The sequence below is a fragment of the Streptomyces cupreus genome (genome assembly GCF_014257025.1).
GTDB classification, from domain to species: domain Bacteria; phylum Actinomycetota; class Actinomycetes; order Streptomycetales; family Streptomycetaceae; genus Streptomyces; species Streptomyces cupreus.
On sequence record NZ_JACMSF010000007.1, the window covers coordinates 1 to 24,619 of the forward strand.

Here is a 24,619-nt window from a genome sequence, read left to right on the forward strand (position 1 = left end):
GTCCGCGGCGTGTGTGCTGTCCGGGGGTCGGTGCGCCTCTGCCCCCGTGTAGTCCGGGGGTCGGTGCGCCTCCGCGGCGGCGGTGCTGTCCCCGAGCCGGTCTGCCTCCGTGCCCGTGTCGTCCTGGGCCGGTATCGCTGTCGGTGGTGGCTCCGGCAAGCGCATGCGCCCCCGCAGGCTGGGTGCCGTAAGGGCGAGTACCACCGGGTCCGTCGCGATGACCTGGTCGTCCGGCACGCCACGCGCGCGTGCCGCCGCCAGCGCTGCCAGCGCCGTGCCCGCGGCCGTGCGTCCCGTCGGTGCCTCGCGCAGCAGCGCGCCCGCGAGGGCCTCCTGGGCGTGCAGTGACACCAGGGCCAGGCGGGTCCAGCGCAGCTCGTCGGCCAGGGCGGTCGCCGAGAGGCCGGTCGGCGCCGGCACCTCGGCCAGTCTGCGGTCGATGTCCGCCACCAGGTCCGTCGCCAGTCCCGGCAGCGCGGCCCCGAGCCGCCCCACCCGCCAGGCCGCCGCGAGCCTGCGCGCCCCCGGCGCCGGATTGAGCAGTGCCAGCCACCGGTGCTTCGGCGGCACCGCGCCGAGCAGCCGCAGATCACCGGCGGCGCGCCCGCCGACCGTCGTCACCACGGGCGCCGTCCGCAGCAGTCGGCGCGGCGCGGTGCCGCCGATGTCCAGCGCGGCGGCGAGACCGCGGGCCATCGGCGTCACCCACAGGTCCTCCTCCAGTGGCTGGAGCTGGTCCGGCAGCGTCTCGGCGACCGGCCCCGGCCCCAGCAGCCGCGCCCCGCGCGCGGGACGCACCGCCATCGCCGTGATCGGGCGGCTCTGGAACAGCCACAGCCGACCTTCCGCGTCGAACCCGAACTCGATGTCCTGCGGCCCGCCGAACACCCGCCGGGCCCGCCGCGCGAGCCGGGAAAGACCGAACAGCTCGCTCCTGGTGAGCAGCGCGTCCGTCTCCGCGGGCTCGGTGCGCAGCACCCGCCCGCGTCCGCTCAACCAGTAGTTGGTGCCCGCCTGCGCACCGCTGACCAGACTGTCCGGGCCGCCGCGCACCGCGCTCACCAGCATCCGGTCCGCCCGCCCCTCGACGGGATCGGCACCGAACATCACCCCGCCGACACGGGCGGTGAGCATCGGCTGGACGAGCACCGCCATCGGCGCGGTGGACCCGTCCGGCATCCGCGCCGAGTCCAGCACGGTCCGTACGGCCGCACGGAAGTCCCGCCAGCCGTGCACATCGATCACCGAGGCGAACTGGCCCGCCAGCGAGGACTCCTCCGTGTCCTCCTGCGGCGAGGAGGACCGCACGACCAGCGGGCGGCTGCCGCCGTCGGACAGTGTTTGCCACGCGAGGCGCAGGGAACTCGGGTCGCCCTCTGCCTTGTAGGGGATCACGAAGCCCGGGAGCACCGGCAGCCCGGCACGGGCCGCGCGGGCGAGATTCGCGGCCTTGGACCCGGCGCGGGCCGGGACGGCGGCAAGGGGCTGCTCCAGTGCGACAGTGGCCGGCCCGTACGTCTGCACCAGACCGAGGGCCACCTCGCCCCGTGGCTCTTCCCCGTCGCGCGCACCTTCTCCGTGACGTTCATCGAGCGTCGTCATCGAGCACCCTCCAGGACCGGCCGCCAACAGGGGGGACGCGCGGGGTGGACCCTGCGCCTGACGGCGGAACGAAGGATGGGACGGACCACCGCCGAACCGTGTGGACACGACAGCGGTACGCCTCCTGCTCCGATGATCCCACTGCTGTTCCGATCCATGTAGCCCGGAAGCTACTTTTCGGACACACCGGAGAAGATTTACGGATCCGGAAAAGTTGCGCAGAGGGCGTCCAGGGCCGCCGTGTAGGCATGCTCGGAGGGAGCCGCATAGCCGACGACCAGGCCGTCATGCGCCGGTACGGCCCTCTCCACGGCTTCCGGATGCCGGAACGCGGCGAGCCCGTCCAGGGCAACGCCGAGCTGCTCGGCCCGCGCGACGGTGGCCGCCTCGGTCCCCGGTGGCAGCCGCAGCACCGCGTGCAGCCCGGCCGCCACCCCAGTGACCTCGATGTGCGGCGCCCGCTCGGCGAGCGCCGCGACGAGCCGGTCCCGGCGACCCCGGTACCGCTGCCGCATGCGCCGCACATGACGGTCGTAGGACCCACGCGTGAGGAAGTCGGCGAGGCAGAGCTGGTCGAGCAAGCTCGCCCAGGCCTCCCGCTCGCCCTTGGCCGCGAGCACGCCCTCGACGTACTCCTCGGGCAGGACCATCCAGCCCAGGCGGACCGCCGGGGACAGGCTCTTGCTGACCGAGCCGATGAAGATCACCCGCTCGGGGTCGAGGCCCTGCACGGCCCCGACGGGCTTGCGGTCGTAGCGGAACTCCCCGTCGTAGTCGTCCTCCACGATCACCGCGCCACGCGCGCGTGCCCAGTCGATCACCGCGGCGCGGCGGCTCGCGTGCAGCGGGCCGCCGGTCGGGAACTGGTGCGCGGGCGTGAGCAGCACGCCCCGTTCGCGGCTGAGCCGGTCGACCCGGGCGCCGTGTTCGTCGAGGGGCAGCGGTACGGTCCGCACGCCCGCGCCGGTCAGCAGCTCCCGGTGGAAGGGCAGCCCGTACGCCTCCACGGCCAGCGGGCCGCGCAGCACGCGCCCCTCGAAGAGCAGCCGCAGAGCGTGGGCGAAGCCGGAGCAGATCACGATCCGGCCCGGATCGCAGCGGACGCCACGCGCGCGTGCGAGGTACTCCGCGAGCGCCTCCCGCAGCTCGATGCGACCGGCCGGGTCGCCGGGTCCGAACACCTCGTTGGGCGCCTGCTGCACTGCCCGCCGATAGGAGGCGAGCCAGTCCGCGCGCGGGAAGCCCGACACGTCCGGGGTGCCCTGGCGCAGGTCGTGGCGCGGGCCACGCGCGCGTGGAGGGGTCCTACCGGGCGTGTTCCCGGCGTGGCGCGGCGGTACGGCGCTCCCCCACTGCCTGAAGGGCGTGGGAGGTATCCCCATGGCGACCCGGGTGCCCGAGCCCTGGCGGGCGGTCAGCCAGCCCTCGGCGACGAGCTCCGCGTACGCGTCGGCCACCGTGTTCCGGGCGACGCCCAGGTCGGCGGCGAGCGAGCGGTACGGCGGCAGCCGCGTGCCGGGGGCGAGCCGGCCGCTGCGCACGGCGTCCCGCAGCGCGCGGATGAGGGCGGCGCGTCTGCCGCCCGGTCCCGACAGCTCCAGATGCAGATCGGTGCCGATCCGCTCCGCGGAATTGACCCATGATTCGGACACGAAAATGCACCCTACAGGGGGTCTTTCCGGGCCGTAGGTTATGAGGCATGACGACGAACACGCTGGTCAATGCCAAGGCGCCCCGGATGAACTTCGCCAAGACCGCCCCGAAGGTCTTCCGCGCCCTCATCGGCTTCGACGCCGCCGCCCGCGAGGGCCTGGACCCGACGCTGGTCGAACTGGTCCAGATCCGCGCCTCGCTGCTCAACAACTGCGCGTACTGCCTCCATATGCACACCAACGACGCCCGCAAGGCAGGTGAGACCGAGGACCGGCTGCACATGGTGGCGGTCTGGCGGGAGGCCCGCCACTTCTTCACGGAGCGCGAGCAGGCGGCGCTGGCCCTGACGGAGGCGGTGACGCTGGTCTCCGCCGACGGTGTCCCGGACGCCGTCTACGCCGAGGCCGCGGCCCACTTCGACGAGCAGGAGCTGGCCCAGGTGCTGGCCCTGATCTTCACGATCAACACCTGGAACCGGGTGGCGCTGTCGACGGGGAAGGTGGCGGGGACGGACGAGCGGTAGGCCCCCCGCGACTACACGGCCATCGGCCGGTCGTACGGCGATATCGGCGACGGCAGCCGCGAGCTCCCCGTCAGATGACGGTCGACGGCCGCGGCCACCGCCCGCCCCTCCGCGATCGCCCACACGATCAGCGACTGGCCCCGGGCGGCGTCCCCCGCGGCGAACACACCGGGCACGTTGGTGGCGAAGCCGGTGTCCCGCGCGATCGTGCCGCGGGGCTCCAGCTCAAGGCCCAACTGCCCGATCAGCCCATCCTCCTGGTCGGGCCCGGAGAATCCGAGCGCCAGCAGCACCAGATCGGCCGGAACCGCCCGCCCGGTGCCCGGCAGGGGCCGACGGTTCGAGTCGACCTCGACCAGGTGCAGGGACCGTACACGCCCCTCCGCGTCCCCCGTGAAGCGGAGCGTCGACGCCGCGAACAGCCGCGCGTCCGCGTCCGCCGCGGGGGCGGTCCGCAGCTCCCGGGCCTCCTCGTGCGCCGCCGAGAGCCGGTAGATCTTGGGGTACGTCGGCCAGGGCTCGGCGTCCTCGTCGCGCTCGGCGCCGGGCCGGCCGTAGATGTCGAGCTGGGTCACGGACGCGGCGCCCTGCCTCACCGCCGTGCCCAGACAGTCGGCGCCGGTGTCCCCGCCGCCGACGATGACGACATGCTTCCCGGCGGCGGACATCGGCGATGTCTCGATATCGCCCTCGCACACCCGGTTGGCCAGCGGCAGATACTCCATGGCTTGCTGGATCCCGGCCAACTCCCGCCCGGGCACGTCCAGTTCACGCCACGCGGTGGCCCCGGTGGCGATCACCACGGCGTCGTAGCGCGTCCGCAGCTCCTCCGCCCCGATGTCCCGTCCGACCGCCGTGGACGTACGGAACTTGGTCCCCTCGGCCCGCATCTGCTCGATGCGCCGCTCCAGTTGGACCTTCTCCATCTTGAACTCGGGGATGCCGTACCGCATCAGCCCGCCGATCCGGTCGTCTCTCTCGAACACGGCGACCGTGTGCCCGGCCCGGGTCAGCTGCTGTGCCGCCGCGAGCCCCGCGGGCCCCGACCCGATCACCGCGACCGTACGCCCCGACAGCCGGTCCGGCGGCCGGGGCGGGGCGAACCCCAGCTCCCAGGCGCGGTCGGCGATGGCGCACTCGACGTTCTTGATGGTGACCGCGGGCTGGTTGATGGCGAGCACACATCCCGCCTCGCACGGCGCCGGGCACAACCGCCCGGTGAACTCGGGGAAGTTGTTGGTGGCGTGCAGCCGGTCGGCGGCCGTCCGCCAGTCCTCCCGGGACACCAGATCGTTCCACTCGGGGATCAGATTGCCGAGCGGACAGGCTTCGTGGCAGAAGGGGATGCCGCAGTCCATGCACCGGTCGGCCTGCTTGCTGACGATGGGCAGCAGCGCCCCGGGGACGTACACCTCGTCCCAGTCCCGGACCCGCTCCTCGACCGGCCGGCGGGGCCAGTCCTGGCGGGGCGTGGTCATGAATCCCTTGGGATCGGCCATGGCCGTCTCCCTTGTGTGCGGGGTGGGGCCGTGCGTCATCGGGCGGCACTCTTCCGGCCACGATACGTCTCATCAGCCCCTTGCGCTTCGCTCAGGTGAGGGCCAGCACGTAGGAGATCGCGGCGGCGGCCGAGGCGACCATGCGGACGTGGTTCCAGGCCGTCCACTCGCGCACGTACGTGGTCCAGAAAGCGGCGGCCTCGCGGGTGCCCGCCTCCATCTTCATCAGCGCGTCGTTGCGGGGCACGTTGGCGACCATGGTCACCCCGAACGCACCGAACAGATACAGCGCGCTGCCCAGCAGCAGCTCCACGGTCCCCTCGTCCGGCAACAGCACGAACGTCACCACGGCGAGAACGGCGCACAGCACCGCCGAGCCGAGGAACACGATCATGAAGGCGGGAGTCAGCGCCGCCACGTTGATCGCCTGCATCGCCGCGACGCCCTGCGCGGGCGGCAGCGCGGCGAGCCCCTTCATCACGAAGGTGGAGAACGCGCAGAACACCCCGGCCGCCAGCCCGGTTCCCAGCCCACCCAGCACGGTCAGTACGAAGTACGGTCCCTCGATCATGACAATGTCAACTCCCCTGTCCCGCCGGGATCCTCCCCGGCACCACCCGTCACCACAAGTGAAATCTCCGGCGGGGCCGCATCCCATGGCCGAGCGCCGCGCGGCCATAAGCGAGAGTCCAGGAGGTGTCGGGGCGGGCTCCAGGCGGGTGGGGCGCGCTCAGTCGGCCTCCGCCTCCGGCTCCCGCCAGCGCGTCAGCACCGTCTCCACCGCCGCCGCGATCTGCCGCCGGGCCTCGTGCCGCGGCACCCCGCTCATCAGCAACTGGTCGTACGGCGTGTCCATATGCCGTACCGACGCCACGACCGCCGAGATCACCGCCCCCTCGGACAGCGCCCGCCCCGCCGCGCTCCGGCCCACCCGTCCGCTGCCCCGCACCGAGGCGTGCGCCGCGGTCGCGGCCGCCCGGTCCGGCGGGCAGCCAGGGAACAGTCGCCGTATCTCCGCCGCGAACGCCTCCGCGAACCGCGCGTCCTCGGCCGCCCTGCGCCCCGAGTCCCGCAGCCTCCGGCGCCGTCTGGCCTCGGCGTCCGCGAGGCACCGCTCCTCGGCCCTGGCCAGCCCTGCCTCCTCGACGAGGACGCCCTGCCGCTCGTAGCGCCCCTTGCGCCGGTTGAACCGCACGACCACAGCCGACAGCGCGCTCTCCTCCCGGGACCGGCGCGTCAGCGCGGTGTCGCCGCGCGGCAGGAAGACCAGGTGCCCGAGGTCCGCGCAGTCGAGGCACCGGGGCGTCCCGTCCTCCAGTACGAGCAGCGACAGCGGACCGCCCCGGCACTCCGCGCAGTGCCGTCGCCCGATCGGCTGGATCACGAGAAGTCCGCCGCGATGCGGGGGAGTTGCCAAGTGCTCCATACGCGGTTCCTTTCCCCCGACGTGCACGAACACCACCCCACTCTCCGCCCCTGACGCATCATGGGCCCTGTGCGACTCGAAGCGATCACCTGGGAACGGCTCGTCGACCTCCTCGCCGAGCGGCTGCTCGACCTGAAGCCCGCCGACGGGAGCCCCTGGCCGCGCATCGCCTTCGACGGCGCCCCCGCGGCCCGCCCGGGTGACCTCGCGGAGCGCGTCGCCGAAGCCCTGCGCACCCGCGGCCGCCCCTCGCTGGTCGTCGGTGCCGAGGGCTTCCTGCGCCCCGCCTCCATCCGCCTGGAACACGGCCGGCAGGACGTGGAGGCGTACTACGATGGCTGGTTGGACACCGGCGCCCTGTGGCGCGAGGTCTTCGGCCCGCTCGAATCAGGCGGCGACGGCCGTGTCCTGCCCGACCTGTGGGACCCGGCCACCGACCGAGCCACCCGTAGTTCGTATGTCCAACTCCCTCCTGGTGGCGTCCTGTTGATGCACGGCCCGCTGCTGCTGCGGCACTGGTTCCCCTTCGACCTGTCCGTCCACGTCCTCCTCTCCCCGGGCGCCCTGCGCCGCCGTACTCCCGAACCCGACCACTGGACCCTCCCCGCCTTCGCGCGCTACGAGGACGAGACCGACCCGGCCGGCACCGCCGACGTCCTGGTCCGTGCCGACGACCCCCGGCACCCGGCCTGGAGCGGCTGACCAGGGGACCTGGCCGAGGTCCCGTCCTGGAGGTGCGGTCGCTGTCCGGCGCGGCGAGAATGTAGGGCGCCGGGACTAGCGGTGCGCCCTGCGCCGCGCCGGCCGTCCGGCATCGGGAGGTACCCCATGACCACTGCCGGAGACATCATGCACCGCGGAGCACAGTGGATCCCGGCGCACGAGACGCTGGACCGGGCCGCCCAGATGATGCGCGACCTCGGCGTCGGAGCCCTGCCCATCAGCGACTCGAACGAACGCCTCTGCGGCATCCTCACCGACCGCGACATCGTCGTCGGCTGCGTGGCCATGGGACACGACCCGGCCAAGGTCACCGCCGGCGAGATGGCCCAGGGGACCCCGCGCTGGATCGAGGCGGACGCCGACGTCGGCGATGTGCTCAGGGAGATGCAGGAGCACCAGATCCGCAGGCTCCCCGTCATCGAGAACAAGCGCCTGGTCGGCATGATCAGCGAGGCCGACCTGGCCCAGCACCTGACCGAGGAGCAGATCGGCTCCTGGGCCGAGAGCGTCTACGCCAGGACCCCGTCGCGCTGAGGGCCTGCCCCGCGTCCCCGGCCGTTCGCCCGCCGCCGGGGACGCGGTCGCGCCGTCACAGCCAGCCGTTGCGCCGGAAGCCGCGGTACAGCGTCAGACACGCCACGGCTATCGCCCCTATGACCAGCGGATAGCCGAACTTCCAGTGCAGCTCCGGCATGTGCTCGAAGTTCATGCCGTAGACCCCGCACACCATCGTCGGCACGGCGACCAGTGCGGCCCAGGCCGTGATCTTCCGCATGTCCTCGTTCTGGGCGACCGTGACCTGCGCGAGGTGTGCCTGGAGGATCGAGTTGAGCAGTTCGTCGAAGGAGGCGATCTGCTCCTTGACCCGCAGCAGATGATCGGTGACGTCGCGGAAGTACGCCTGTATCTCCGGGTCGACCACCCGTATCGGCCGGGTGGTGAGCTCCTCCAACGGTCGCGTGAGCGGTGCCACCGCCCGCTTCAGCTCCAGCAGTTCACGCTTGAGCTGGTAGATCCTGCCGGGGTCGACCCGGGCGCCCGCCTCCGCGAACACATCCGTCTCCACCTGGTCGATGTCCGCCTGGACCGAGTCGGTGACGCTCAGATAGTCGTCGACCACATGGTCCGCGATGGCGTGCAGCACCGCGGCCGGGCCCTTGGCGAGCTGCTCGGGCTCGGACTCCAGCTCCTCGCGCAGCGGACCCAGCGAGCCGTGCCGCCCGTGCCGCACGGTGATCACGAAGTCGTGGCCGGTGAAGACCATGATCTCGCCGGTGTTCACCACCTCGCTGGTCGCCGTCAGCTCCTCGTGCTCGACGTAGCAGACCGTTTTGAACACCGCGAACAGCGTCTCGTCGTAGCGCTCCAGCTTCGGACGCTGATGGGCCTCGATCGCGTCCTCGACGGCCAGCGGATGCAGTTCGAAGAGCTCGGCGATGCCCGCGAACTCCTGATCCGTCGGCTCGTGCAGACCGAGCCAGACGAAACCGTCGCCGTGCTTGCGCACCCGCTCCACGATGTCGACCAGATCGCCGCTCGCGGGGACCCGCAGGCCCTCGCGATAGCTCACGCAGTTCACCACGGAGGAGCCCAGCGGGGAGCGAGCCGGATGGCTCAGGTCGACGCGGGGGCGCCGCCGGGCCAGCCGCGCCACCTTGCGCAGCCCGCCGACCCTGCCGAGGCTCGTGACCTTCCGCAGATTTCCTGCCATGGACATCTGGATCTCCTTGCGTGCCGTGCGTGGATCTCCTCGCGCCGCTCTTCTCGCGCTGGTCGAGCCAGTCTGCCAGTTCGGCGCGAGAGCCGGGTAAGCCTGTGGGAACAGCGCATTCCGCTTGGTTCCCGGCTGTGGACAAAGCCGATGCGGCCGGGTCGCGAACGGGGCCAGGGTGCGCGTCGACCACTCCGGACAAGACGGATAACTGGGATGATCGCGGCATGACGCGATCCGACGGGTATCTCCTGGACAACCGGCAGAGCGAGGCGGGCGAACGCTTCGACGCCTTCGCCACTCTCTTCGATCCCACGACCTTCCGGCACTTCGAATCTTTCGGCATCGGGTCCGGCTGGCGCTGCTGGGAGGTCGGCGCCGGCGGCACCTCCGTGGTGTCGTGGCTGGCCAAGAAGGTAGGACCGACCGGGCGGGTGATGGCAACGGACATCGACACCTCGCGGGTCGCCGCGGCCGCCCGGCCGCCCGTCGAGGTGCGCGTCCACGACGTGGGAACCGAGGCGCCGCCCGGAGAGGGCTTCGATCTGGTGCATGCCCGGCTCGTCCTCGTTCATGTCCCGGACCGGGAAAGGGCGTTGCGGTCGATGGTCGCCGCCCTGCGGCCCGGCGGACGGCTGCTGGTCGAGGACGCCGATCCCGCCCTTCAGCCCCTGGTCTGCCCCGACGAGTACGGCCCCGACCAGCAGTTGGCGAACCGGCTGCGGCAGGGCTTCTGGAAGCTGCTCGCCGACCGTGGCGCCGACCTCTCCTACGGGCGCAGGCTGCCGCGTCTGCTGCGGGAGGCCGGGCTTCAGCGGGTGCAGGCAGACGCCTGCTTCCCGATGACCTCACCCGCCTGCGACGCCCTGGAGTCGGCCACGATCCGCCAGATCCGCGACCAGCTCGTCTCCGCGGGTCTCGCCACCGACGAGGAGGTCGACCGCCACCTCAGCAATGTCGCCTCGGGAGCCATGGACCTGGCAACAGCCCCGATGATCTCGGCGTGGGGGCGCAAGGCGTAAGCGCGGAGGGGGAGTTGACCGAGTTCGTCAGTGCGGGTCGCAACCGGCCCGCACCGGTCCGTCCGCCCCCGGCGGCCTGCCGCCCACCCGTTCCACCGCCAGCGCCCCCGCCCGGCACCCCTCCCGCGCCGCCTCCTCCGGCTCGGCGCCCCGGAGCAGCGCGGCCAGGAACGCGCCGGTGAAGGCGTCGCCCGCCCCCGTGGTGTCCGTCGGGGTCGCCGGCGCCGCCGGCACCTGGGCGCACACCGTCCCGCCCCGAGCCACCAGCGCACCGGCCGCGCCCTGCTTGACGACCACCAGCGGCACCTGGCGACTCAACTTCGCCGCCGCGTCCGCCGCGTCGGGCAACCCCGTCAGCAGGCACGCCTCGTCACGGCTGGGCAGCAGCACGTCGACCCCTTCGACAAGCGCCAGGAAACGGTCCACGCCCAGCTCCACCAGGAACCCGGCCGAGGCAGGGTCCAGGCTCACCGGCACGCCACGCGTGCGTGCCGATTCAAGGGCCGCCGCCACCAGCGCGCGGCTCGGCACGGAGAACAGCAGATAGCCCGACAGATGCAGCCGGGCGACCCCGTCGAGCAGCGCGTCCGACCAGTCACCGGCGTCCAGCCGCAGCGAGGCGCCGCTGTCCGTCAGGAACGTCCGCTCGGCCGCCGCGCCGCTGTCCACCAGGCAGATCACCGTGCCGGTCGGCGCCCGCGGATCGACCACGAGACTCGGCCGTACCCCACAGGCGGCCAGCTCCCACTCGTGCCAGGCCGCAGCCTCCGCGCCCACCCGCCCGAGCAGCCGTACCTCCGCGTCCGAGCGGTACGCGGCCCAGCAGGCCACATTCGCGCCCGCGCCGCCCGGCACCGTACGGATCGCGGCGGCCGTGTCCGTGCCCGAGGCGAGCGGCCCCCGGTGCCGGGCGATCACGTCCGTGACGACATCGCCGACGACCAGCAGGGCACCGTCCACCGCAGTCGTCACGCCCGGGCCCAGGCCGCCGCGATCCGCGCCGCCAGCCGTACGTTGCCGCGCACCGCCGCCAGATTGGCGCTGAGCGAGGCCCCGTCGGTGTGCCGCACCAGGTAGTCGAGCAGGAACGGGGTGACCGCCTGACCGGTGACACCCTCCTCCTCGCACGCGTGCAGCGCGTCGGCGAGCACACGCGCGTGCAGCCCGGGATCGAGCTGCTCGGACTCGGGTACGGGATTGGCGACGATCAGCGCCGACTCGGGGCCGTCCAGCCCGTCCTGGGCCCGCATCACCTCCGCCACCTCCGCGGGCGAGCGGAGCGTCCAGTCCACCGGGTGACCGGAGTCCGACAGATAGAAGCCGGGGAAGCGGTCCGTGTCGTACCCGGCCACCGCGACACCCAGCGTCTCCAGCCGCTGGAGCGTCGCCGGCACGTCCAGGATCGACTTCACGCCCGCGCAGACCACCGTGATCCGGGTGCGCGCCAGCAGGCCCAGATCGGCCGACTCGTCCTGCGTCACCGTCCACTCCCGGTGCACCCCGCCGAGCCCGCCCGTCGCGAACACCCGTACGCCCGCCAGGGCCGCCAGCAGGGCCGTCGCCGACACCGTGGTCGCCCCGCTCGCCCCTACCGCCACCGCGAGCGGCAGATCACGGTGGCCCAGCTTGCGGATCCCGTCCTCGTTGGCGACCCGCTCCAACTGCTCCTTGTCCAGGCCCACATGGGGCCGCCCGTCCAGCACGGCGATCGTCGCGGGAACGGCGCCCTCCCGCCGTACGACGTCCTCCAGCTCCAGGGCCACCTGGAGGTTGCGCGGGCGCGGCAGCCCGTGCGCGATGATCGTGGACTCCAGGGCCACCACGGGTCGACGCGCGTCGATCGCGTCCCGCACCTCTTCCGACACCACCAGCACCACGCGCCTGCCTCCTGTACGTCGGTCCTGACTCATCCCTGGCGAGCCCGGCGCCCGGTCAAACCACTTGCGGCCTGTGGGGGACGACACCAGCCTGGGACGTATGAGCGACCACACCGCACGAATCGACCATGTCGTCCTCTGGGTGAGCGACCCGATCGGGTCGGCCGAGTTCTACGAGAGGATCCTCGGCACGCAGCCCGTGCGGCTCGCCGAGTTCGCCGCGGGGCAAGTGTCGTTTCCCTCGGTGCGCCTCAATGAGGACACCATCATCGACCTTATGCCGCAGACCATGGCGGAACACATGAAGATGCTCCCGGGCGCCGACAAGAGCGCGGGACACCCGGTCAACCACGTGTGCGTCGCCCTGCCGGCGGACGCCTTCGACGCCCTCCTCGCCCGCCTCGTGGAAGGCGAGGTGCCCATCTCGGAGATCTCCCACGACTCCTTCGGCGCCCGCGGCCCGGCCAAGCGCAGCTTCTACTTCCGCGACCCGGACGGGAACGTCTTCGAGGCGCGGCACTACGACTAGGGCCTGTTGGGAAAGTGCTGGTCACAGCCACTAGACGGCGCACGGGGTGCCCACGCGCGCGTGGGCACCCCGCTCGGTGCCTCACACGGGCCGTACGCGGTCCAGCGCCCCGTGCGGATTGAGCACGTACTTGCGGCTGGCGCCCTGGTCGAACTCGGCGTAGCCGCGTGGTGCCTCGTCCAGACCGATGACGGTCGCGCCCACCGCCTTGGCGATGTGCACCCGCTCGTGCAGGATCGCCATCATCAGACTCCGGTGGTACGTCATCACCGGGCACTGTCCGGTGGTGAATCGGTGGCTCTTGGCCCAGCCGAGGCCGAGGCGCACCTTCGGCGTCCCGGACTTCGCGTCCTCGTCGACCCCGCCGGGGTCGTCCGTGACATAGAGCCCGGGGATGCCCAGGGCGCCGCCCGCGCGCGTGATGCCCATCAGCGAGTTCAGGACCGTCGCGGGGGCCTCCGGGGCGTCGGGGCCGTGAGCCCGCGCTTCAAAGCCGACCGCGTCGACCGCGGCGTCCACCTCGGGTTCGCCGAGGATCTCGGCGATCTGCTCGTCCACGCCGCCGCGCGAGACATCGACGGTCGCGCAGCCGAAGCTCCGCGCCTGGGCCAGGCGTTCGGCGTTGAGGTCGCCGACGATGACGACTGCGGCGCCCAGCAGCTGCGCGGACGCGGCCGCCGCGAGACCGACCGGACCGGCCCCGGCGACGTACACCGTGGAGCCGACACCGGCGCCGGAGCTGACCACGCCGTGGAAGCCGGTCGGGAAGATGTCCGACAGCATGGTCAGATCGAGCAGCTTCTCCCGGGCCTGGTCCCGGTCGGGGAACCGCAGCAGATTGAAGTCCGCGTACGGGACCATGACGTACTCGGCCTGGCCGCCGACCCAGCCACCCATGTCGACATAGCCATAAGCCGCCCCGGGGCGGGCCGGGTTGACGTTCAGACAGATCCCGGTCTTGCGCTCCTTGCAGTTGCGGCACCGTCCGCAGGCGATGTTGAACGGTACGGAGACGATGTCGCCGACGTCGATCGTCTCGACGTCCGGACCCCGCTCGACGACCTCTCCGGTGATCTCGTGTCCGAGAACCAGCCCCTCCGGCGCGGTCGTCCGCCCGCGCACCATGTGCTGGTCGCTTCCACAGATGTTGCTGGCGAGCACCTTGAGGATGACTCCGTGCCGGCGCTTGCGGCCGACGTTGTCGGGAGCCACTCCCGGCCCGTCCTGGAGTTCGAGCGTCGGATAGTCGATGGTCCTGACCTCCACCGCGCCCGGCTTGAGATACGCGACTGCCCTGTTCGCAGGAGGGATCCGGCCAGCCGTCGCGCAGGGGCGGCGTCCGACGGCTCAGAACAGCGGCTCGGGCAGCACACCTTCCAGGGCGAGCAGCTTCCGCTTGGTCTCCAGACCGCCCCCGAAACCACCGATCCCGCCGTCGCTCTCCACGACCCGGTGACAGGGCACGACCACGGGCAGCGGATTGGCGCCCATCGCCATGCCGACCGCCTGGGCGGCGCCCGGCTGGCCCACCCGCCCGGCCAGGGCGCCGTAGCCGACGACCGAGCCGAACGGCACACCCGAGGCCAGCTCGCGCAGCACCTGCCGGTTGAAGCCCGATATCAGGGACCAGTCCAGCGGCAGCTCGAAGTCGTGCCGCTCGCCCGCGAAGTAGGCCTTCAGCTGGCGTATCGCCTCGGCGAGCACAGGGGAGTCCGGCGCCTCGACCAGCTCGCCGCCGAGCCGCGACGCGAGCCGGTCCAGGGCCTTGTCGCGTACCGCGCCGGTGGCGTGGAAGACGACGTTGACCAGGCCCTCGCGGGTCGCGGCCAGCAGCAGCGGACCGATGTCGGTGCCGACGACGGTCCAGGCGACCCGCTGCTCGTTGTGCCCATGGCTGTCCATGCGTCCCACCGTACGGCCCGGCACTGACAACGCCCGGGGAGCCGGCGCCGGACCGGCTTCCCGGACCCGGCGTCAGCGCCCGCGCACCGCGTCCCGCACCACGTCGGGCTTGTTGGTGATGATGCCGTCGACGCCGTACCCGGCCACCCGCCGGGCGTTCGCCGCGTCGTCGACGGTCCAGGTGAAGACCTCCAGCGGCTTGCCGTGCGGTCCGGTGAAGGCGTGTACGGCGGCGACGTAGCCCGTGGAGATCGAGCCGTACGAGGGGTTGATCTGGTCGGTGAAGCCGGCCAGCCCGGGCAGGTCCGCCACGGCCGGAGTGCCGAGGAAACCGGTCTTCACGGCCGGCTTGAGATCATGGACGGTCCGCACGCTGTCCGCGCTGAAGCTCTGCACGATCAGCCGGCCCAGGTGGCTCCGGTCGAGCCAGCCCTCGTTGCCGAGCACCTTCAGGGTCTGCCGCTCGATACCCGGGTACAGGCCGGGGTTCTTGATCTCCAGGAGCAGCCTCTGGCGGTGCCGCTCGACGCGGTCCATGTACCGCTCCAGTGTCGGCACGCGCGCGCCCGCGTACGCGGGGCCGAACCAGCTTCCGGCGTCCAGGCGGGCGATCTCGGCGGCCGTGAAGTCCTTCACCTTCCAGGGCGCCCGGCCGGGGAAGACCTCCTCGACGTCGGTCGTTCGCCTCAGGTTGTCGTCGTGGATGACGACCAGCTCGCCGTCCTTGGTGCGCTGGACGTCGTTCTCGACCCACTTGATGCCGAGCTCCGCCGCCTTGTCGACGGCCGCGAGGGTGTTCTCGGGCGCGTAGGCCGAGGCGCCGCGGTGGGCGAGGACCGTCGGTGGTGTCCCGGTGGCGTCCGCCCGGACCTCGGAGGACGGCAGCAGGAAGGCGGCTGTTCCCAGGAGCGCGGTGGTCATGGCGGCAACTGCGCGCGCGTGCATGCGTACTCCTTCTGACGGGCATCACGGACAGCATCACTGTGACAGCAGAGCGTCAACGATAGGGGGTTGCGGAATGGCCATGGATTGAATGGGGATGCCCAAGTCCGTTCACCGCTGCCGCACAACTGGGGCAGGGCCGTGTTTCTTTGCCGGAAAATCGTTCGACCATTCCGGTGGGAGTCATACTCTCTGCACTCGACCTGACCGCCCGGGCGGTCCTGGGAGGGGGCGCATATCAGCACATTCCGGGACGCAAGAGGGCGGAAGGACAGCCGCGCATGCAGGGCACGGTCGACGGATTCAGCTACGGCCTCGTCACACCGCTGGTGGCCTACCTCATGGCCTGCCTCGGCGGCGCCCTCGGCCTGCGCTGCACCACCAGAGCGATGCTCGTCACCCGCTCCTGGCGCCCCGGCTGGCTCGTCCTCGGCTCGGCGGCCATCGGTTCCGGCATATGGACCATGCACTTCGTCGCGATGATGGGGTTCACGGTCGAGGAGACCCCGATCCACTACGACAAACCGATGACGTTCGCGAGCCTCGCCGTCGCCATCGTCATGGTCGGCACCGGGATCTTCATCGTCGGCTACAAGGGCGCGCGCGGCACCGCCCTGTTCACCGGCGGCACGATCACCGGACTCGGCATTGCCTCCATGCACTACCTCGGCATGGCGGGCCTCCAGCTCAACGGCAAGCTGGAGTACAACACCCTCACCGTCGCCGCCTCCGTCGCCATAGCCATGGCCGCGGCCACCGCCGCCCTGTGGGCCGCCGGACAGGTCAGGGGCTTCCTGTGGAGCGTGGGCGCCAGCCTCGTCATGGGGCTCGCCGTCAGCGGGATGCACTACACCGGCATGGCTGCCCTCAGCGTCCATCTGCACGGCGCCCAGGACCCCCCGACGGGCGACTCGCCCGCGGCCCTGCTCGCGCCCCTGATGATCGGTCCGCTCGCCTTCCTGCTGCTGGCCGGGGTCGTCGTGATGCTCGACCCGCTGATGGTCATGGGCAAGCCCGAGCCGGCCCCCGTCGACAACAAGCCCGGCATCCCCGCCCACAGCGCCGCCGCCCACACCGACCGCCGCCCCCAGCTCCGCGCCCGCCGCAACCTCGGCGAACGCCGCTCCCGCACCCCGCAGAAACGGTGACCGGTCCGCGTTGTCAGTGGGTGGCCGTACGGTGGATCCATGCGGCCCGTTTCCAGCATCGAACGCACGGTGGCGCCCTTCGAGGTCGTCAGCCCCTACCAGCCCAGCGGCGACCAGCCGCAGGCCATCGCCGACCTCGCCCGGCGCATCCAGGCAGGTGAGAAGGACGTCGTCCTGCTCGGCGCGACCGGCACCGGCAAGTCCGCCACCACCGCGTGGATGATCGAGCAGCTCCAGCGCCCCACCCTGGTCATGGCGCCGAACAAGACCCTGGCCGCCCAGCTGGCGAACGAGTTCCGGGAACTCCTGCCGAACAACGCCGTCGAGTACTTCGTCTCGTACTACGACTACTACCAGCCCGAGGCGTACGTCCCGCAGTCGGACACCTACATCGAGAAGGACTCCTCGATCAACGAGGAGGTCGAGCGGCTGCGCCACTCCGCCACCAACTCGCTCCTCACGCGCCGCGATGTCGTCGTGGTCGCCTCGGTCTCCTGCATCTACGGCCTCGGCACCCCGCAGGAGTACGTGGACCGCATGGTCCCCCTCAAGGTCGGCGAGGAGATCGACCGCGACCAGCTGCTGCGCCGCTTCGTGGACATCCAGTACACGCGCAACGACATGGCCTTCGCCCGCGGCACCTTCCGGGTGCGCGGCGACACCATCGAGATCTTCCCGGTCTACGAGGAGCTGGCCGTCCGCATCGAGATGTTCGGCGACGAGATCGAGGCACTGTCCACCCTGCACCCGGTCACCGGCGAGATCATCAGCGACGACCAACAGCTGTACGTCTTCCCGGCCTCCCACTACGTCGCGGGACCCGAGCGCATGGAGCGGGCCGTCAACGACATCGAGAAGGAGCTGGGGGAGCGCCTCGCCGAGCTGGAGAAGCAGGGCAAGCTGCTGGAGGCCCAGCGCCTGCGCATGCGCACCACGTACGACATCGAGATGCTCCGCCAGATCGGCAGCTGCTCCGGCGTGGAGAACTACTCGATGCACTTCGACGGCCGGCTGCCCGGCTCGCCGCCCAACACCCTGCTCGACTACTTCCCGGACGACTTCCTGCTCGTCATCGACGAGTCGCATGTGACGGTGCCGCAGATCGGCGCCATGTACGAGGGCGACGCCTCCCGCAAGCGCACCCTCGTGGAGCACGGCTTCCGGCTGCCCTCCGCCCTCGACAACCGCCCGCTGAAGTGGGAGGAGTTCCAGGAGCGCATCGGCCAGACGGTGTATCTGTCGGCGACCCCGGGCCAGTACGAGCTCTCGCGCTCCGACGGCACCGTCGAGCAGATCATCCGCCCCACCGGCCTGGTCGACCCCGAGGTCGTGGTGAAGTCCACCGAGGGTCAGATCGACGACCTGGTGCACGAGATCCGGGCGCGCACCGAGAAGGACGAGCGGGTCCTGGTCACCACGCTCACCAAGAAGATGGCCGAGGACCTCACCGACTACTTCCTCGAACTCGGCATCCAGGTGCGCTATCTGCACAGCGACGTCGACACCCTGCGCCGCGTGGAACTGCTGCGCGAACTGCGCGCCGGCGAGTACGACGTGCTGGTCGGCATCAACCTCCTGCGCGAGGGCCTCGACCTGCCCGAGGTCTCCCTGGTGGCCATCCTCGACGCGGACAAGGAGGGCTTCCTGCGCTCGGGCACCTCCCTCATCCAGACCATCGGCCGCGCCGCGCGCAACGTCTCCGGCCAGGTCCATATGTACGCCGACAAGATCACCCCGGCGATGGAGAAGGCCATCGACGAGACCAACCGCCGCCGGGAGAAGCAGATCGCGTACAACAAGGCCAAGGGCATCGACCCGCAGCCGCTGCGCAAGAAGATCAACGACATCGTCGCGCAGATCGCCCGCGAGGACGTCGACACCGAGCAGCTGCTCGGCTCCGGCTACCGCAAGACCAAGGACGGCAAGGGCGCCAAGGCCCCGGTGCCCTCGCTCGGCGGCAAGGCGGCGAAGGGCGCGGCGAAGGGCAAGGCCAAGGAGACGGTGCCCACCGACCGTCCCGCCGCCGAGCTCACCGAGCAGATCGAGGAGATGACCGCGCGGATGCGCGCCGCCGCGGCCGACCTCCAGTTCGAGATCGCGGCCAGGCTGCGCGACGAGGTCTCCGAGATGAAGAAGGAACTGCGCCAGATGAAGGAGGCGGGCCTGGCCTGACGGGACAGGGGTGACCGCGCGGGGGCGCGCAGTGTTGCAAGACCGACACAAAGTGCGGACCTGGGTTCGGCACTGTCAGTGCCCCTGCGTAGGGTTCTCGTCATCCGCGGACTCCGCGGCAACAGGGGACAGTTCGAGAGGGGAATCAGCGCGTGACCGTCAACATGACCAAGGGTCAGGCCATCAGTCTGCAGAAGAACGACGGCGGCAGCCTGACCGCGGTGCGCATGGGTCTCGGCTGGCAGGCGGCCCCCCGGCGTGGCCTGTTCGGCTCGCGCACCCGGGAGGTCGACCTGGACGCCTCCGCCGTCCTGTTCGCCGACAAGCAGCCGGTCGACGTGGTCTTCTTCCGCCACCTGGTGAGCGACGACGGCTCGGTCCGGCACACCGGTGACAACCTGGTCGGCGGTGTCGGCCAGGGCGGCGACGACGAGGCGATCCTCGTCGACCTGCAGCGGATCCCGGTCCACATCGACCAGATCGTCTTCACCGTGAACTCCTTCACGGGCCAGACCTTCCAGGAGGTGCAGAACGCCTTCTGCCGTCTGGTCGACGAGACCAACGGCCAGGAGCTCGCCCGCTACACCCTCGCGGGTGGCGGCGCCTACACCGCCCAGATCATGGCGAAGGTGCACCGCACCGGCCCGGGCTGGACGATGACGGCCCTCGGAACGCCGGCCAACGGCCGTACCTTCCAGGACCTGATGCCGGCGATCCTGCCGCACCTGTAGGCCGAGCGGACGAGCAGCACACTTCACCACACGAGGCACAGCGACACAGGGGGACGAAGGCGATGACGGCCGAGCTGGTGCGGGGGCAGAACCACCCGCTCTCCCAGGCCCGTCTTGAGATCCGGGTCTCGGCCGGCGCGCCGATCGTGGCGGGCGCCACGCTCAGCGACGAGAACGGCAAGGTCCACGGCACGGAGTGGGTGGCCCATCCGGGCGCGCCCACCCTGCCGGGCCTGGAGGTCTCCCGGCAGGCGGCCGCCGACCATCGACTCGCGGTGGACCTGGACGCCGTGCCGGAGGTCGTGCACCGGGTCAGTGTGCTGCTCGCCCTGCCCACCGGCGTGGGGGGCCCGGTCCGCTTCGGCGCGGTCGCCGCCCCCTTCGTCGCGGTCACCGGCCTCGACGGCTCCGAGGTGGCCAGTTACACCATCACCGGCCTGGACGCCGAGTCGGCCGTCGTCGCCCTGGAGCTCTACCGCCGCCAGGGCGCCTGGAAGGTGCGCGCCGTCGGCCAGGGCTACGCGGGCGGCCTCGCCGAGCTCCTCGCCGACCAGAACCTGCCCGAGGCGGGCCTGCTGGCGAACGGCATCAACGACGCGGTGGCCCAGGGCCTGGCCCGTTCGGTCCCGGCGCCCCCGCAGGGCGACCGCTCCCGGCAGCAGGCCACGCCGGCCATGGGCCCCGACCAGGGCGGCACCGCACCCACGTCGCCGTACGGCACCCAGGGCGCCTCCGGCGCCGTACCGCCGCCGCCCGCCACACCGCCGTACGGCGGGCAGCCGCCGCACCACACCCCCGCAGCCGGCTACCCGGCGGCGCCCGCGGATCCGCCCGCCGCCAACGGCGGCATCAACTACAGCCACCCGGGACGGCAGAACACCGCTCCGCCGCCGCCCGCCCCGCCCGTGCCCCCGGCCCAGCCGGGTCAGCCCGGGCAGCCCGTCGCGGGCGACGCCACCGGCTGGTCCATGGACGAGCGGCTCTACAACCAGGTGTGGGGCATGTTCGAGGACCTGGCCCGGACGACGGCCGCGTACCGCAGTGCCGTCGACTTCGCCGACTCGCGCATGGAGAAGGAGCTCGACCAGGTCCTGTCCGACCCGCGCAGCCGGATCGGCGGCCAGGGCGACGCCGCGCGCGAGGCGGCCCAGGCCAAGCACGCCCAGCTCGTGGACCAGGCCAGGGCCACCCTCGACCGGGACCTCGCCCAGCTCACCGCCGAGTCCGACGTCGTCGAGCCCGCGCTGCCGCCGGCGTACGCGCGCTGGGACAACCCCGTCTGGCATGCCTACCGCGTGCCGATGGAGACGCCCATGGCGCTGCGCCTGGGCGATCTGCATCTGCCCGAGAGCGACCCGCTGCGCATACCGATGCTGGTCCGGCTGCCGCTGGAGCGCGGTCTGTGGATCGACAGCGGAACGCCCGGATCGCTCGACGGCGCGTTCCACGACTCCCACGACCTGCGCCGGCTCGCCCTGGAGACGGCCGTGGCGCACGCGGCCCGGCTGCTCGCCGTCCATCCGGCGGGCGACTTCACGGTCCATGTCATCGACCCGGCCGGCTCCGGCGCCCAGGCGCTCGCCCCGCTGGTGCAGACCGGTGTGCTCGCGGCGCCGCCCGCCGTGGGGGCGGCGGGGGTGACGGAGGTCCTCGGCCGGCTCACCCAGCGGGTCGACCTGGTGCAGATGGCGGTCCGCGGCGGCGCGTCCGAGTCGCTGCCGCCCGGCTTCGACACCTCCGAGCAACTGCTGATCGTCAACGACTTCCCGCACGGCTTCGACGACCGCGCCGTGAACCAGCTGCGCTATCTCGCGGACGAGGGCCCGTCCGTCGGCGTCCACCTGATGATGGTCGCCGACCGCGAGGAGGCCTCCGCCTACGGTCCGTTGCTGGACCCGTTGTGGCGTTCGCTGCTGCGACTGACCCCGGTGCCCGAGGACCATCTCGCCGACCCCTGGGTGGGGCACGCCTGGACCTACGAGCCGCCGCTCGTGCCGCCCGGCAGCCAGGTGCTCCAGCAGGTCCTCACCCAGGTCGCCGCAGCCCGCCGCTCCTGGAACCGGTGACCTGACCCGGCCTTTACAAAGCAACCGTAAAGCCACTCTGAACTGGGTTTTTGGTCCTTTCTTTACTTCACTCTTTACCTTTCCTTGGTGATTGGGTACTCTCTTTCGTGCGGAGGGGAGTACTCCCTGTCTACTGCGGCGTACCCGTCAATACGGATCAGGCCAGATCCCGGGGCGTCGGCCCTTTCGAGGGTGGAAGAGACCTCCGGCAGCGACGACGCTGACATTTGCCGTTACGTACTGCCGGAGGCGCAGTGGATGTTTCCGTGACCCTGTGGGTCCTGACGATCGTGGGTCTCGCCGCCCTCATCGCGGTCGACTTCTTCATCGGCCGCAAGCCGCACGACGTGTCCATCAAGGAAGCCGGGATCTGGACCGTCGTCTGGATCGTCCTGGCCGGACTCTTCGGCCTCGGCCTGTTGGTCTTCGGCGGCGGCCAGCCCGCCGGTGAGTTCTTCGCGGGCTTCATCACCGAGAAGTCGCTGAGCGTCGACAACCTCTTCGTCTTCGTCCTGATCATGGCGAAGTTCGCCGTGCCCTCGCAGTACCAGCAACGAGTGCTCCTCGTCGGTGTGCTCATAGCGCTGGTGCTGCGCGCGATCTTCATCGCCGCCGGCGCCGCGATCCTCGCCAGCTTCTCCTGGGTGTTCTACCTCTTCGGCGCCTTCCTGATCTGGACCGCCTGGAAGCTCATCCAGGAGGCCCGGGCCGACGAGGACGACGAGGAGTACGAGGAGAACAAGCTCCTCAAGGCCGCCGAGCGCCGCTTCGGAGTCGCCGACCGCTACCACGGCACCAAGCTGTGGATCCAGCAGAACGGCAAGCGGGTCATGACCCCGATGCTGGTCGTGATGCTCGCGATCGGTACGACGGACGTCCTGTTCGCCCTGGACTCCATCCCCGCGATCTTCGGTCTGACCCAGGACCCGTACATCGTCTTCACCGCCAACGCCTTCGCGCTGATGGGGCTGAGGCAGCTGTACTTCCTGATCGGCGGCCTGCTGAAGAAGCTGGTCCACCTCAGCTACGGCCTGTCGGTCATCCTCGGCTTCATCGGCGTCAAGCTGGTGCTGCACGCGCTGCATGAGTCCGGGGTGCATGTCCCGGAGATCAGCATTCCGGTCTCGCTGGGCGTGATCTGCACCGTCCTGATCGTCACCACGATCACCAGCCTCCGCGCCTCCAAGAAGCAGGCGGCGGCCGAGGCGGCGCAGAAGGAGAGCGAAGGCGCTCCGAAGGACAGCATCGAGGCCTGACGGCTTCGGGCGTAGAAACAACCATCACCGGGAGCGGTGCGCGGCGATTGCCGTGCACCGCTCCCGGTGCTTGCTTTGTTCTGAGCGCGTTCCCCGGCCCGGGGGCGCAGTGGGCGGCGGAGGTATCCGTGAAGTTCGTGCAGATCATCGACTTCGAGACCGAGCGGCTCGACGAAATGGAACAGCTGCTGGAAGAGGCACGGCAGCGCAACACGGGCCAGGAGGGCGGCCCCACCCACCGCATCCTCCTGAAGGACCGTGACACGCCCGGGCGTTACCTCTCACTGATCGAGTTCGAGTCGTACGAGGAGGCGATGCGCAACAGCGAGCGCCCCGAGACGACCAAGATGGCCGAGCAACTAGGTGCGCTGTGCACCCGTGAACCCCGCTTCATCAACTGCGATCTGCTGGATTCGAGCGACCTCAAGTAGCCCGGCAGAGGTGATCGGGCCGCGCATGGCCGACATGCCGGGCCCGTCCGCCTTTGCGGCGATCGCCGCATGATCGCTCGGCTGTTCGCGGCCTATCCGGAACTCGCGGTCAATCCATGACCGGCGCCGGCGCCACCGCCCGCGCCGGACGCGTCTCCGGCAGCAGCGCGAAACAGCCCAGGCTGAGCAGCGCGATCCCGGTCAGATACGCCCCCACACCCCACGGCACCCGGCCGCCCTGCTCGGCCAGCGCGGTCGCCGCGATCGGCGTGAGCGCGCCGCCCAGGACCCCGCCGAGGTTGTAGCCGACCGCGGCACCCGTGCAGCGCACCCGCGGCTCGTACAGCTCCGGCAGATAGGCGGCGATGACGGCGAACATCGTGATGAACGCGAGCATCGCGCCCAGGAAGCCGAGGAACATCAGCAGCGGCGCGCCAGTGGCGAGCAGCGCGACCATCGGGAACATCCACACCGCGGCCGCCGCGCACCCCGCCAGACACATCGGCCGCCGCCCGTACCGGTCCCCGAGCAGCGCCGCCACCGGGGTGAGCGACCCCTTCACCAGCACCGCGCCCATGATGCAGACCAGCATGACCGTACGGCTGACCCCGAGCCGTTCGGTCGCATAGGCGAGGGACCAGGTCGTCACCGCGTAGAAGATCGCGTACCCCACCGCGAGGGCGCCGGCCGTCAGCAGCACGAGCCGCCAGTGGTCGCGCACGACCTCGGCGAGCGGCACGCGCGCGTGGTCGTCGATCTCCAGGAACTGCGGGCTCTCGGCGAGCGACGACCTGAGCCACAGGCCCGCCACGGCCAGCACGCCCGCCGCCCAGAACGGCACCCGCCAGCCCCACGCGGCGAACTGCGCCTCGGACAGCGTCGCCGCCAGCGCCAGCGTCACGCCGTTCGCGAGCAGAAAGCCGACCGCCGGGCCCACCTGCGGAAAGCTCGACCACAGCCCACGCCGCTCGGCGGGCGCGTGCTCCGCGGTCAGCAGGACGGCCCCGCCCCACTCCCCGCCGAGCCCGAGGCCCTGCAGAAAGCGCAGCACGAGCAGCAGCACGGGAGCGGCCACCCCGATCGTGTCGTACGTCGGCACACAGCCGACCGCGACCGTGGAGGCGCCCGTCAGCAACAAGGAGGCGACGAGGACCGGCCGCCGCCCGTGCCGGTCCCCGATGTGCCCGAACAGCACGGAGCCGAGCGGCCGTGCGAAGAACCCCACCCCGAACGTCCCGAACGCGGCCAGTGTCCCCGCCACCGGCGAGAACGTGGGGAAGAACAGCGGTCCCAGGACCAGCGCCGCGGCGGTCCCGTAGACGAAGAAGTCGTAGAACTCGATGGCCGTCCCGGCGAGCGAGGCGGCCGCGAGCCGGAGCATGGAGGGCGCCCTTACGGTGCGTACG

At 71.4% G+C, this 24,619-nt stretch carries 23 protein-coding genes; 11 read left to right on the plus strand and 12 right to left on the minus strand.

The window, feature by feature from the left end:
- Together H4N64_RS08585 and pdxR are read right to left on the minus strand one after the other, a co-directional pair.
- On the minus strand, positions 1–1,602 hold a 1,602-nt coding region (locus H4N64_RS08585; RefSeq protein ID WP_186281524.1), incomplete at its 3' end, for a PEP/pyruvate-binding domain-containing protein.
- A 197-nt stretch (positions 1,603–1,799) separates the two neighbouring features.
- Positions 1,800–3,254: a MocR-like pyridoxine biosynthesis transcription factor PdxR gene (gene pdxR, locus H4N64_RS08590; RefSeq protein ID WP_186281525.1), complete on the minus strand. Its 1,455-nt coding sequence runs from the start codon at positions 3,252–3,254 to the stop codon at positions 1,800–1,802.
- A gap of 47 nt (positions 3,255–3,301) precedes the next feature.
- Between pdxR and H4N64_RS08595 the strand changes: the two genes are divergently transcribed.
- Entirely contained in the window at positions 3,302–3,778 is a 477-nt protein-coding gene (locus H4N64_RS08595) for a carboxymuconolactone decarboxylase family protein (RefSeq protein WP_186281526.1), read from the plus strand.
- 11 nt (positions 3,779–3,789) lie between these two features.
- Here H4N64_RS08595 and H4N64_RS08600 read toward each other — a convergent pair whose 3' ends face one another.
- The 3 genes from H4N64_RS08600 to H4N64_RS08610 all read right to left on the minus strand — a co-directional run bounded on the left by H4N64_RS08600 (position 3,790) and on the right by H4N64_RS08610 (position 6,703).
- Positions 3,790–5,277, minus strand: a complete 1,488-nt coding sequence (locus H4N64_RS08600; protein ID WP_186281527.1) for a glutamate synthase subunit beta — start codon at positions 5,275–5,277, stop codon at positions 3,790–3,792.
- A 91-nt stretch (positions 5,278–5,368) separates the two neighbouring features.
- Positions 5,369–5,848 (minus strand): anthrone oxygenase family protein, encoded by a 480-nt coding sequence (locus H4N64_RS08605; RefSeq protein WP_186281528.1) that lies wholly within the window; start codon positions 5,846–5,848, stop codon positions 5,369–5,371.
- A 159-nt stretch (positions 5,849–6,007) separates the two neighbouring features.
- Positions 6,008–6,703: a DUF2293 domain-containing protein gene (locus H4N64_RS08610; RefSeq protein WP_186281529.1), complete on the minus strand. Its 696-nt coding sequence runs from the start codon at positions 6,701–6,703 to the stop codon at positions 6,008–6,010.
- 60 nt (positions 6,704–6,763) lie between these two features.
- Here H4N64_RS08610 and H4N64_RS08615 point away from each other — a divergent pair, with 60 nt between their 5' ends.
- Together H4N64_RS08615 and H4N64_RS08620 are read left to right on the plus strand one after the other, a co-directional pair.
- On the plus strand, positions 6,764–7,405 hold the full coding sequence (locus H4N64_RS08615) for a nucleoside/nucleotide kinase family protein (RefSeq protein ID WP_186281530.1): 642 nt from the start codon (positions 6,764–6,766) through the stop codon (positions 7,403–7,405).
- Positions 7,406–7,531: 126 nt separating this feature from the next.
- Positions 7,532–7,960: a CBS domain-containing protein gene (locus H4N64_RS08620; RefSeq protein WP_186281531.1), complete on the plus strand. Its 429-nt coding sequence runs from the start codon at positions 7,532–7,534 to the stop codon at positions 7,958–7,960.
- Between the two features lie 55 nt (positions 7,961–8,015).
- Here the strand turns inward: H4N64_RS08620 and H4N64_RS08625 are convergent, their stop codons facing one another.
- A complete protein-coding gene (locus H4N64_RS08625; protein WP_186281532.1) occupies positions 8,016–9,143 on the minus strand; it encodes a magnesium and cobalt transport protein CorA in 1,128 nt (375 codons plus the stop codon).
- Between the two features lie 221 nt (positions 9,144–9,364).
- On the opposite strand from H4N64_RS08625, the gene H4N64_RS08630 reads away from it, so the two are divergent.
- Positions 9,365–10,159: a methyltransferase domain-containing protein gene (locus H4N64_RS08630; protein ID WP_186281533.1), complete on the plus strand. Its 795-nt coding sequence runs from the start codon at positions 9,365–9,367 to the stop codon at positions 10,157–10,159.
- Between the two features lie 27 nt (positions 10,160–10,186).
- Here the strand turns inward: H4N64_RS08630 and H4N64_RS08635 are convergent, their stop codons facing one another.
- Together H4N64_RS08635 and H4N64_RS08640 are read right to left on the minus strand one after the other, a co-directional pair.
- Positions 10,187–11,131 (minus strand): PfkB family carbohydrate kinase, encoded by a 945-nt coding sequence (locus H4N64_RS08635; RefSeq protein ID WP_186281534.1) that lies wholly within the window; start codon positions 11,129–11,131, stop codon positions 10,187–10,189.
- Entirely contained in the window at positions 11,128–12,036 is a 909-nt protein-coding gene (locus tag H4N64_RS08640) for a pseudouridine-5'-phosphate glycosidase (protein WP_186281535.1), read from the minus strand. Before H4N64_RS08640 ends, H4N64_RS08635 begins: the two co-directional genes overlap by 4 nt.
- Before the next feature lie 100 nt (positions 12,037–12,136).
- Between H4N64_RS08640 and H4N64_RS08645 the strand changes: the two genes are divergently transcribed.
- Positions 12,137–12,565: a VOC family protein gene (locus H4N64_RS08645; RefSeq protein WP_186281536.1), complete on the plus strand. Its 429-nt coding sequence runs from the start codon at positions 12,137–12,139 to the stop codon at positions 12,563–12,565.
- An 81-nt stretch (positions 12,566–12,646) separates the two neighbouring features.
- Here H4N64_RS08645 and fdhA read toward each other — a convergent pair whose 3' ends face one another.
- From fdhA to H4N64_RS08660, 3 genes are all read right to left on the minus strand, one after another.
- Positions 12,647–13,876 (minus strand): formaldehyde dehydrogenase, glutathione-independent, encoded by a 1,230-nt coding sequence (gene fdhA / locus H4N64_RS08650; protein ID WP_186281792.1) that lies wholly within the window; start codon positions 13,874–13,876, stop codon positions 12,647–12,649.
- Between the two features lie 36 nt (positions 13,877–13,912).
- Positions 13,913–14,467: a methylated-DNA--[protein]-cysteine S-methyltransferase gene (locus H4N64_RS08655; RefSeq protein WP_186281537.1), complete on the minus strand. Its 555-nt coding sequence runs from the start codon at positions 14,465–14,467 to the stop codon at positions 13,913–13,915.
- A gap of 72 nt (positions 14,468–14,539) precedes the next feature.
- Complete coding sequence (locus H4N64_RS08660; RefSeq protein ID WP_186281538.1) at positions 14,540–15,412, minus strand: glycerophosphodiester phosphodiesterase; 873 nt, start codon at positions 15,410–15,412, stop codon at positions 14,540–14,542.
- 278 nt (positions 15,413–15,690) lie between these two features.
- Here H4N64_RS08660 and H4N64_RS08665 point away from each other — a divergent pair, with 278 nt between their 5' ends.
- The 6 genes from H4N64_RS08665 to H4N64_RS08690 all read left to right on the plus strand — a co-directional run bounded on the left by H4N64_RS08665 (position 15,691) and on the right by H4N64_RS08690 (position 23,213).
- A complete protein-coding gene (locus H4N64_RS08665; protein ID WP_186281539.1) occupies positions 15,691–16,557 on the plus strand; it encodes an MHYT domain-containing protein in 867 nt (288 codons plus the stop codon).
- Between the two features lie 39 nt (positions 16,558–16,596).
- Entirely contained in the window at positions 16,597–18,729 is a 2,133-nt protein-coding gene (gene uvrB, locus H4N64_RS08670; protein WP_186281540.1) for an excinuclease ABC subunit UvrB, read from the plus strand.
- Positions 18,730–18,881: 152 nt separating this feature from the next.
- Entirely contained in the window at positions 18,882–19,460 is a 579-nt protein-coding gene (locus H4N64_RS08675; protein WP_186281541.1) for a TerD family protein, read from the plus strand.
- Positions 19,461–19,522: 62 nt separating this feature from the next.
- Positions 19,523–21,526: a TerD family protein gene (locus H4N64_RS08680; protein WP_186281542.1), complete on the plus strand. Its 2,004-nt coding sequence runs from the start codon at positions 19,523–19,525 to the stop codon at positions 21,524–21,526.
- A gap of 254 nt (positions 21,527–21,780) precedes the next feature.
- Positions 21,781–22,782 carry a TerC/Alx family metal homeostasis membrane protein gene (locus tag H4N64_RS08685; RefSeq protein WP_186281543.1) on the plus strand — a complete coding sequence of 334 codons (1,002 nt, stop codon included), beginning with the start codon at positions 21,781–21,783 and terminating at the stop codon, positions 22,780–22,782.
- Between the two features lie 128 nt (positions 22,783–22,910).
- Complete coding sequence (locus H4N64_RS08690) at positions 22,911–23,213, plus strand: hypothetical protein (RefSeq protein ID WP_186281544.1); 303 nt, start codon at positions 22,911–22,913, stop codon at positions 23,211–23,213.
- A 109-nt stretch (positions 23,214–23,322) separates the two neighbouring features.
- Here H4N64_RS08690 and H4N64_RS08695 read toward each other — a convergent pair whose 3' ends face one another.
- The gene (locus H4N64_RS08695) at positions 23,323–24,594 is read right to left on the minus strand and encodes an MFS transporter (protein WP_186281793.1); all 1,272 of its coding nucleotides are present in this window, start codon (positions 24,592–24,594) and stop codon (positions 23,323–23,325) included.
- Between the last annotated feature and the right edge of the window lie 25 nt (positions 24,595–24,619).

Excerpts from the sequence above, each read along its gene's own strand:
- H4N64_RS08600 (WP_186281527.1), bottom strand. The coding sequence starts at position 5,277 with ATGGCCGATCCCAAGGGATTCATGACCACGCCCCGCCAGGACTGGCCC.
- H4N64_RS08605 (WP_186281528.1), bottom strand. The coding sequence starts at position 5,848 with ATGATCGAGGGACCGTACTTCGTACTGACCGTGCTGGGTGGGCTGGGA.
- uvrB (WP_186281540.1), top strand. The coding sequence starts at position 16,597 with ATGCGGCCCGTTTCCAGCATCGAACGCACGGTGGCGCCCTTCGAGGTC.
- H4N64_RS08595 (WP_186281526.1), top strand. The coding sequence starts at position 3,302 with ATGACGACGAACACGCTGGTCAATGCCAAGGCGCCCCGGATGAACTTC.
- H4N64_RS08695 (WP_186281793.1), bottom strand. The coding sequence starts at position 24,594 with ATGCTCCGGCTCGCGGCCGCCTCGCTCGCCGGGACGGCCATCGAGTTC.
- H4N64_RS08665 (WP_186281539.1), top strand. The coding sequence starts at position 15,691 with ATGCAGGGCACGGTCGACGGATTCAGCTACGGCCTCGTCACACCGCTG.
- H4N64_RS08660 (WP_186281538.1), bottom strand. The coding sequence starts at position 15,412 with ATGCACGCGCGCGCAGTTGCCGCCATGACCACCGCGCTCCTGGGAACA.
- H4N64_RS08645 (WP_186281536.1), top strand. The coding sequence starts at position 12,137 with ATGAGCGACCACACCGCACGAATCGACCATGTCGTCCTCTGGGTGAGC.
- H4N64_RS08680 (WP_186281542.1), top strand. The coding sequence starts at position 19,523 with ATGACGGCCGAGCTGGTGCGGGGGCAGAACCACCCGCTCTCCCAGGCC.
- H4N64_RS08655 (WP_186281537.1), bottom strand. The coding sequence starts at position 14,467 with ATGGACAGCCATGGGCACAACGAGCAGCGGGTCGCCTGGACCGTCGTC.
- H4N64_RS08615 (WP_186281530.1), top strand. The coding sequence starts at position 6,764 with ATGGGCCCTGTGCGACTCGAAGCGATCACCTGGGAACGGCTCGTCGAC.
- H4N64_RS08630 (WP_186281533.1), top strand. The coding sequence starts at position 9,365 with ATGACGCGATCCGACGGGTATCTCCTGGACAACCGGCAGAGCGAGGCG.
- H4N64_RS08625 (WP_186281532.1), bottom strand. The coding sequence starts at position 9,143 with ATGTCCATGGCAGGAAATCTGCGGAAGGTCACGAGCCTCGGCAGGGTC.
- H4N64_RS08620 (WP_186281531.1), top strand. The coding sequence starts at position 7,532 with ATGACCACTGCCGGAGACATCATGCACCGCGGAGCACAGTGGATCCCG.
- H4N64_RS08610 (WP_186281529.1), bottom strand. The coding sequence starts at position 6,703 with ATGGAGCACTTGGCAACTCCCCCGCATCGCGGCGGACTTCTCGTGATC.